This is a genomic window from Bacillus sp. SIMBA_008 (assembly GCF_046535495.1).
In the GTDB taxonomy this organism is placed as follows: domain Bacteria; phylum Bacillota; class Bacilli; order Bacillales; family Bacillaceae; genus Bacillus; species Bacillus subtilis.
On record NZ_JAWRWL010000516.1, the window covers coordinates 1 to 269 of the forward strand.

The 269-nt window shown below is 39.4% G+C and carries 1 protein-coding gene; it reads right to left on the reverse strand.

Annotated elements, in window-relative coordinates; genetic code table 11:
- Positions 1 to 269, reverse strand: a 269-nt coding sequence (locus SB658_RS24260; RefSeq protein ID WP_410602907.1) for a SpoVR family protein, incomplete at both ends; no start/stop codon positions are given.

Genomic DNA, 269 nt, shown 5'->3' on the forward strand with positions numbered 1-269 from the left:
TCCTGAAGAGCCAATACGGCGTCTAAAAAGGATTCAACTTCTTTTGTTCCATGAAGGTGCTCATATTCCTTGATCCGCTCTGCCGCTGCTGACATACTTTCTACCATGTCTCGTTTTGTGTTTTGAAAACGGCAATTATTTTTGAAGAAGTCACAGTGAGCCAGTACATGAGCCACAATTAATTTATTTTGAACAAGCGTGTTGTTATCAAGTAGAAAGGCGTAGCAAGGATTTGAATTGATGACCAGCTCATAAATTTTGCTTAATCC